The 7,696-nt window shown below is 42.9% G+C and carries 9 protein-coding genes and 1 pseudogene; 8 read left to right on the forward strand and 2 right to left on the reverse strand.

What is annotated here, in order from left to right:
* The 7 genes from leuB to Q0Y54_RS10410 all read left to right on the forward strand — a co-directional run.
* On the forward strand, nucleotides 1-931 hold a 931-nt coding region (leuB, locus tag Q0Y54_RS10380), incomplete at its 5' end, for a 3-isopropylmalate dehydrogenase (RefSeq protein ID WP_297967386.1).
* 22 nt (nucleotides 932-953) lie between these two features.
* Nucleotides 954-2,627, forward strand: coding sequence for a biosynthetic-type acetolactate synthase large subunit (ilvB, locus tag Q0Y54_RS10385; protein WP_297967389.1), 1,674 nt, complete (start codon nucleotides 954-956; stop codon nucleotides 2,625-2,627).
* A gap of 351 nt (nucleotides 2,628-2,978) precedes the next feature.
* Entirely contained in the window at nucleotides 2,979-3,332 is a 354-nt protein-coding gene (locus tag Q0Y54_RS10390; protein ID WP_297967392.1) for a hypothetical protein, read from the forward strand.
* The gene (locus tag Q0Y54_RS10395) at nucleotides 3,316-3,930 is read left to right on the forward strand and encodes a hypothetical protein (RefSeq protein ID WP_297967395.1); all 615 of its coding nucleotides are present in this window, start codon (nucleotides 3,316-3,318) and stop codon (nucleotides 3,928-3,930) included. The genes Q0Y54_RS10390 and Q0Y54_RS10395 overlap by 17 nt, the downstream gene beginning before the upstream one ends.
* Before the next feature lie 294 nt (nucleotides 3,931-4,224).
* Entirely contained in the window at nucleotides 4,225-5,607 is a 1,383-nt protein-coding gene (locus Q0Y54_RS10400) for an AAA family ATPase (RefSeq protein ID WP_297967398.1), read from the forward strand.
* 4 nt (nucleotides 5,608-5,611) lie between these two features.
* Nucleotides 5,612-6,037, forward strand: a complete 426-nt coding sequence (locus Q0Y54_RS10405; protein ID WP_297967401.1) for a hypothetical protein — start codon at nucleotides 5,612-5,614, stop codon at nucleotides 6,035-6,037.
* A 43-nt stretch (nucleotides 6,038-6,080) separates the two neighbouring features.
* Nucleotides 6,081-6,761 (forward strand): hypothetical protein, encoded by a 681-nt coding sequence (locus tag Q0Y54_RS10410; RefSeq protein ID WP_297967404.1) that lies wholly within the window; start codon nucleotides 6,081-6,083, stop codon nucleotides 6,759-6,761.
* 24 nt (nucleotides 6,762-6,785) lie between these two features.
* Here Q0Y54_RS10410 and Q0Y54_RS10415 read toward each other — a convergent pair whose 3' ends face one another.
* Nucleotides 6,786-7,109 (reverse strand): type II toxin-antitoxin system PemK/MazF family toxin, encoded by a 324-nt coding sequence (locus Q0Y54_RS10415; RefSeq protein ID WP_297967407.1) that lies wholly within the window; start codon nucleotides 7,107-7,109, stop codon nucleotides 6,786-6,788.
* On the reverse strand, nucleotides 7,106-7,369 hold the full coding sequence (locus Q0Y54_RS10420; protein ID WP_297967411.1) for an AbrB/MazE/SpoVT family DNA-binding domain-containing protein: 264 nt from the start codon (nucleotides 7,367-7,369) through the stop codon (nucleotides 7,106-7,108). The genes Q0Y54_RS10415 and Q0Y54_RS10420 overlap by 4 nt, the downstream gene beginning before the upstream one ends.
* An 89-nt stretch (nucleotides 7,370-7,458) precedes the next feature.
* Between Q0Y54_RS10420 and Q0Y54_RS10425 the strand changes: the two are divergent.
* Nucleotides 7,459-7,563 (forward strand): annotated as a pseudogene (locus Q0Y54_RS10425) (transposase); the annotation flags it as partial.
* Between the last annotated feature and the right edge of the window lie 133 nt (nucleotides 7,564-7,696).

The following is a 7,696-nucleotide window of genomic DNA, read 5'->3' on the forward strand; positions in this document are numbered from 1 at the left end:
GGCCTACGATAAATTTGGGGTACCCCTGCCCGATGATACCCTGGAGGCCTGCAAAAATGCGGACGGGGTTCTGTTTGGGGCTGTAGGCGGCGATAAATGGGATAATGTGGAGCCTGGCCTCCGTCCGGAAAAGGCCATTTTAGGACTTAGAAAGGGACTGGGACTCTATGCCAACCTTCGTCCCGTAAAGGTGGCTGATGCTCTGGTGGAGTATTCCCCTTTAAAGCCGGACCGCATCAAGGGCTGTGATATCGTCATAGTCCGGGAGCTGGTGGGGGGCATTTACTTCGGTGATAAGTGCGAGTCGGAGCTTCACAATGGAGCTGAACGGGCCTGGGATTTGGAAAACTATTCCGTTCCCGAGGTACAGCGCATTGCCAGACTGGCCTTTGAAACCGCCAAACTGCGCCGGGGCAAGGTAACCTCTGTGGACAAGGCCAATGTGTTGGCCACCTCCCGACTTTGGCGTCGGACGGTGGCCCAGGTGGCCAAGGATTATCCTGATGTGGAGCTCAACAATCTCTATGTGGATAATACAGCCATGCAGCTGGCAGTACGGCCGACCCAGTTTGATGTAATTTTAACCGGCAATTTATTTGGCGATATTTTAAGTGACGAGGCGGCTGTGTTAGGCGGCTCCATCGGTATGATGCCATCAGCCTCCATCGGTGAGCTCACCTCCCTTTACGAGCCAATCCACGGTTCCGCACCGGATATTGCCGGTCAGGGAATTGCCAACCCGGTGGGCACAATTCTGTCTGCCGCCATGCTCCTCAGATATTCCCTGAAGGAGGAAGCAGCAGCAAGGGCCATTGAAGAGGCCTGCGACAAGGCACTGGCCGCCGGCTGGCGTACCGCTGATCTTTGGCACGAGGGCTTTAAAAAGGCGGATACAGCCGCAATGACTCAGGCAGTAATCGACTGCCTCTAATCTCTAATGGAGGAATGCTCACATGAAGGGTGCTCAGATAGTTGTTGAAATATTAAAGGAACAGGAGATTGATACCCTGTTTGGTTATCCGGGAGGGATGATTCTTCCTCTGTATGATGCCCTATATGATGAGAAAAATATAAATCAGATATTGGTAACCCATGAGCAGAATGCGGCCCATGCAGCAGACGGCTACGCCCGGGCCACAGGCAAGGTGGGGGTATGTATTGCCACCTCCGGTCCCGGGGCTACTAATCTGGTAACGGGTATTGCCACTGCCTTTATGGATTCCATTCCCATAGTGGCCATAACGGGCCAGGTGGATACCAGCCTGTTGGGCACGGATTCCTTTCAGGAAACGGATATCATGGGCGTCACTATGCCTATTACCAAGCATAATTTTAAGGTAAAAAATCCCAAGCTGCTGGCCGAAACCCTAAGAGAAGCCTTTAAAATAGCCAAAAGCGGCCGCCCAGGCCCTGTATTGGTGGATATCCCCAAGGACATTCTGCTAAATGAGGCACCCTTTCCCAAGGTGGAGGAGGTACCGAAAAAATTAGGGGAGCCGGATGCAGATTTTAAAATTTGTGCGGCAGAGGCGGCCCAGGTCATCTGCGATGCAGAAAGACCGGTAATCATCGTGGGCGGCGGGGTTATTTCGGCGGGTACTACCAAGGAGGTTATTGCCTTTTCCGAGCATTTTAACCTGCCAATCGTCTTTACCCTAATGGGTATTGGCGGGGTACCCATGTCCCATCCTAATGTGCTGGGCTTTACCGGAATGCATGGTAAAAAGGCCGCCAACAGTGCCGTGTATAAGGCTGATTTAGTCATATCCCTGGGCAGCCGGTTCGCCGATCGGCTGACGGGCAACGTGGATAAATACACGGCCAATACCAAATTTATTCATATAGATATTGACCCGGCAGAAATAGATAAAAATATTCCCAGCTCCATTGGCCTGGCCGGTGATATGCGGACTATATTGGCCATGCTTATGCGCCGTGAACCGACGAAAAAGCTGGATAAATGGTGGGAGGAAATCCGGTCCTGGAATACGGAATTTGCCTATGACTATGATGTAAACCGCCTGACCCTGCCGTGGGCATTGCATCATATTGCCAAGGCCACCGCCGGGAAGGAATTTGCCTTTGCCACGGATGTGGGACAGCATCAGATGTGGTGTGCATTGCATTTGCGGGTGGAGGAGCCCCGGACCTGGTTTACCTCCGGCGGTCTTGGCACCATGGGCTATGGCCTGCCGGCAGCCATGGGTGCCCAGGTGGCCTATGTCAGCCAGGGCAGCAGGCGTCGGGTAATTCATGTGGCCGGCGATGGCGGCATAAAGATGACGGGTAATGAATATTACACCATTGCCAGACTAAATCTGCCAATTATTTCCATCATCGTAAACAATACCAGCCTGGGCATGATTCGCCAGCTCCAGACCGTATTCTATGATAAACGGTATATCGCCTGCGAATTTGACTACAACATGGATTATGCGGCCTATGCCAAAAGCTTCGGCATTGACGCCTACAGCGTATCCACACCGGACGATTTTGCCGTGGCCTTTAACAAGTGCCTCAGCGAAGCGGATAAGCCCCATGTAATCGTGGTAAATCTCCATAGAAGCTTTGTGGAACCCATGACCAAAGGCGGGGCCAGGATAAATGAATTCGTTGATTTTAAATAACGAATTATTGGTAAGCTATTGGGTGCAATGAAGCTTATTCATCGGAGCTGTAATCTGCCTTTGGATCGAAGTGGGCAAGGACCAAATATTCCAGTCAATCCACCGAATATATAGGTCTGCCGACTGGGCTGAGGCAGCCGTTAATATTAGCTCCTTATTTTCCTGTATGGAATATATAGGTCTATGTGGCCGACGGGGCTGAGGCAGCCAAATATTGCAGTCAATCCACCGAATCTAAAAGAGCTGTGACGGGATATTATCATATATCCTGCCACAGCTTTTTTGGCTTGTGCTATAATAAATGACAGAGGATAAATTTTCTGCAAACTATTTCATTTTAAGGTGCATATTATGAATGAGAGAATCGAAAAAATATTAAAATTCTGGTTTCCAGAATATCAGATAATAGATTGTATACGGAAACATGGATTTATTTATAATGAAAAGACCTTAATGCACAACCAGCCAACATTTTCCACCGGCAATTACAATGGTACGGCTATGCCTGCACCGGCAAATGACCCAAATTATAATATACCGATGCCGGTGCTTCCTCCGAAATATCCCAAGGAAAGTAACGTGGTTAAAACAAAAAATAAAGCTGTATCGCCAATAAATAATAAATTTGCCGATTTGAAATTATCTTTAAGAAACAAATTGGATAGGCTCCCAAAAGAATATAGCAGCTATGTGCAAGGCTTTTGAACGGCCTTATATTCGCGGTTTTGATAAAAATAAGCCTCGTAATGTAATACTTATTATTGGGCCGGAAAGCAGGGGGAAAATTTATGGCGTGCAGTGTATTAGTAATGCTTTAAAAAAGAAGGGAATATTTAAAAATGCAAGCATTGCTAAAATGAATTTTTCTGATTATAATGCGGACTCTACAAACAACCTTTTTATGTCTGATTTATACAAAGCGTTAAATTCCAAGGGCGAATCAGTGGCTTTTGAGAATATAGAAAAAGCCTCACCTTCACAGCTGGATATATTATATCAGCTTATAACAGAAGGAGGTTATAAACTTTCTAAACGATATATGTTTCTTAATGGTACTCTGATGGAGGCATTCGGAGTATTGGATAAGGGCCTTATTTCACAGATTTCCGCCAATGGCAAATTCTTCATTTTTACATCAACCATTGATGAGAGTCAGGTAATCTCTTCATTGGGCAACAAATTTATTAAAGAAATCAGTGATACTATTGTTCTGGAGCCATTCTCACAGGAGCAAAAAGTAAGTTTGGCAACAAAAATATTAATTGATTTTATGTTTAAATGTAATAAAAATTTAAACATTTAAATTTTATTTGACAATACATTAATTAATAAAATTATTACACAGTACAAAGTAAATAGTGGAGTAAAAGCATTATCTGAATACATTGATGAGCAGCTATATGAACCTTTGACCGAAATGGTATTGCAAAAAAAGATTACAAATACTTCTGAAGGTAAAATAACCTACAATGATGGATATATTGTTACCTTGAATGACGGTACTATCCTTAATTTTTTTGATTATACAAATTTACCGGTAATCCGGGCACGGGAAAAACCACCATCGCCAGAATAGTGGCCAAATATCTGAAATCCATTGGCCTACTTTCCTCCGGCCATCTTTGTGACCCGATCAGATTTGGTTGGCCAATATGTAGGTCATACGGCCATAAAAACCTCGGAGGTAATAAAAAGCGCACTGGGCGGCGTGTTGTTCATTGACGAGGCGTATGCCTTGTGCCGTGACCAGGGGGATACCTTTGGCTTGGAGTCAATTGATACTCTGGTAAAGGCTATGGAGGATAATCGGGATAATCTGGTGGTTATCCTGGCTGGCTACGAGGAGGAAATGAAGGATTTCCTCAAATCTAACTCCGGCTTAAGCTCCAGATTTCCTAATATAGTACATTTTGATGATTACACTGTAGATGAAATGTATGAAATCGCCAAAATTACCGTAAAATCCAAGGGCTACAGTCTGGCGGCCTCATGCGAGGAGGGATTACGCCATGAGTTTGAAAGTTCCCAGATAAAAGGGAAAAAGGATAGCGGTAACGGCCGGTTAGTACGGAATATAATTGAACGAGCTATATTAAATCAATCACAGCGTATTATAAAAAATCCCAATGATAATTTGGAGCTTCTGATACCGGAGGACTTTGGCTTTGCCAATATGCCGGCATTTGATTTGGAACAGGAATTTAACACGGTCATAGGTTTGGAGTCTGTAAAAAAATACATTCGCAGCCTAAATGCCCGTCTCAGGTTGCAGGGTGAGCGGAAGAGGCTGGGGCTTAAGGTGGATAATATTCAAACCATGCATATGATTTTTACCGGCAACCCAGGTACCGGCAAAACCATGATGGCAAGAACTGTGGCAAATGTTTTGTACAATTTGAATGTAATAAAATCCAATAATCTGGTGGAGACGGACCGCTCCGGAATAGTGGCTGGCTATGTGGGACAGACCGCCATCAAAACACGGGAGGTAATCGAAAGTGCCTTAGGCGGTGTATTATTTATTGACGAGGCATATTCATTGGCCCAGGGGGGACAAAACGATTTTGGACAGGAAGCCATTGATACTCTGGTAAAAATGATGGATGATAACCGGGATAATTTAGTGGTGATTTTAGCTGGCTACCGTGATGATATGAAGCATTTTCTGACGAAAAATGTCGGGCTGCATTCACGGTTCCCCAATATTATTGAATTCCCGGATTATACTGTTGATGAGCTTATGGAAATTGCCGACGGAATGTATACCGCAAGTGGATATACATTGAATGATGAAGGGAAAAAGCTGTTGCGTGACCATCTTATTGCCGCAAAGCAGGATAAGCATTTTGGCAACGGCCGCTATGTGCGTAATATTTTTGAACGTTCATTAAACAATCAGGCCCTACGGCTTAGCAGTGAAGCCAAATTATCCAGGGAGGACTTAATCACTATTACGAAAGATGATATTCAGGAGGTATAGTGATATGGGAAATGCACTGATAAAATTTATAGTATATTCCTGGTTACTGAATTTAGTTTTTATGTTGTTTTTTGTAGGAATTGTAATACTGATGCTTACTTTTCACGATATTCCGGCGATGATTAACAGCGGTTTTGTGGGGACTACAATTGGATTTAAGGCATTTGGTTCCATGTGTTTTTTTATTGGGATTACATGTCTCGTACCTGGCCTTAGAGATATTTTTCAGATATTTCCATGGCTGTATCCATTTACCATGATTCTGATGATGAACCTTTTTATAGTGGCATTGGCTGAGTTTATTCTGGAACAGGGATTTTCTGTTATCAGCAGCCCGCGCCATGAGATTACAGTTCTTTTAATGATTATTCAGGTGATTGTTTGTCGCTATATTATGTGCTTATACTTGCATAAAAAACCTATGGTTTAGCAGAAAGACAGCAAGAAAGCATATTTACAGAAGGTGAGCTAATATGAACGACGCAAAAAATAAATCAGTATATAAACCAGCAATTCAGGGTGATTTATTTAATAATGGTACTCCTAATCAGAATAATAAAGCACCAACAGAAACTGGACAGCATAATGGATCAAGGAATAATTTTGATAATGTAGGCAAGAAAGAAGATAAGGAAGAAAGTGATGAGAACCCATTTGCCAAGAGGGTAAAAAAAGGAGGCTGGGTATTATTAGCACTTTTATTAGCAGGCTTATTTTATGCTTTCAATTTATCTACTACAGCAAAGGTGGATTACAGTCCAGCTGCCCAAGAGGCTTTGGAAAGTCATATCTCTACCACATTGGCCCCAGGAACCAAATTATTGGATAAAGATGGAAATTATGTTGGTGGAGATATTACCATCACGCACTCTGATGAACGGCCGGAAACAAGCCTATTGGTATGGGACTACGCCGCCGAGGATGGGGATTACGTGCAAATTATAGCTAATGGCACCCCTTTAGGAGAACCTTTCATGATAAGAAATAAGCCCGTTTCCTTTACCATTCCCACAACTGGTGATATACAGGTGATTGGAACGCATGATGGGGGCGGCGGAATAACCTATGCTGTTCATTATGGAATGAATAAAACAACATATTTCAATGGTGTTGACCAGGGTGGCAGGAATACGTATACATTGGTACGGGAGTGAAGCTGCATAGGCAATTTTCAAATATTATGCTTTTATAAGCTGTGAAGTAATGTTGCAGCATTGTTCAACAAAATCCTGTGGAGCATGTTCAACTACACTGGCCTTTCTGCTAATTACATCCAACACTCTGATCTGAAAAGGAAGAGCAAATCCTTTCGTTTTCAAGATTTCTGGTAAAGGTAACTCAAGAGGATAATTTTTAGTCTTTGTTGTTATTGGTATAACAATATGGAGGTTACTAGGAAGAGGAACATCATCCCGATCAATAATTAAAGCTGGTCGGAAATTTCCTTGTTCGTGTCCGGAGACAGGATTAAAATTTACCAAAATAATATCTCCCTGTTTCATTCGATAATTTCGCCTCCAGTATCATTACCCCAAGATATTTCATCATAAGTTCCTATTTCTTCACGACTGATTGAGTTCATGGCTTTACCATAACGTGATTCAAAGAGAGATTCTATAGAACTAACAGGTTTTATGATGATTTGAGAATCTTGTGCAGTGATATTAACACGACTACCAGGTTGAAAATTAAATGTTTCCGTTAATTCACGGGGGATTCTAAGCCCTAAACTGTTTCCCCATTTATTTAATACTATATCCATAATATCACGTCCTTTCTTGATATTCATTGTATATCAAAAATTGAGGGATTGTCAATGTATATCCAAGATAGTTTTTATAATCAATATAAGGAAGAATATTGAGGCAGCTATGTAGTTACAAAGGCGTAGAAATAATAGAAAGTCAGTTAATGCATGACCACATACACATGTTGGTTAGTATTCCTCCAAAGATTCCTTTAGGGTGGGTTTAGCCGATTTTTCATAAAATAGCCTCTAAGCCCATGATTACTGGGGGATAATACCAGTTATTATCCGACAATATCCATTTTACTTCCGATAAGTATAAATTATCGGAGGTAATAATTT

Origin of the sequence: uncultured Anaerovibrio sp. (assembly GCF_947302755.1) — a bacterium.
In the GTDB taxonomy this organism is placed as follows: Bacteria; Bacillota; Negativicutes; order Selenomonadales; family Selenomonadaceae; genus Anaerovibrio.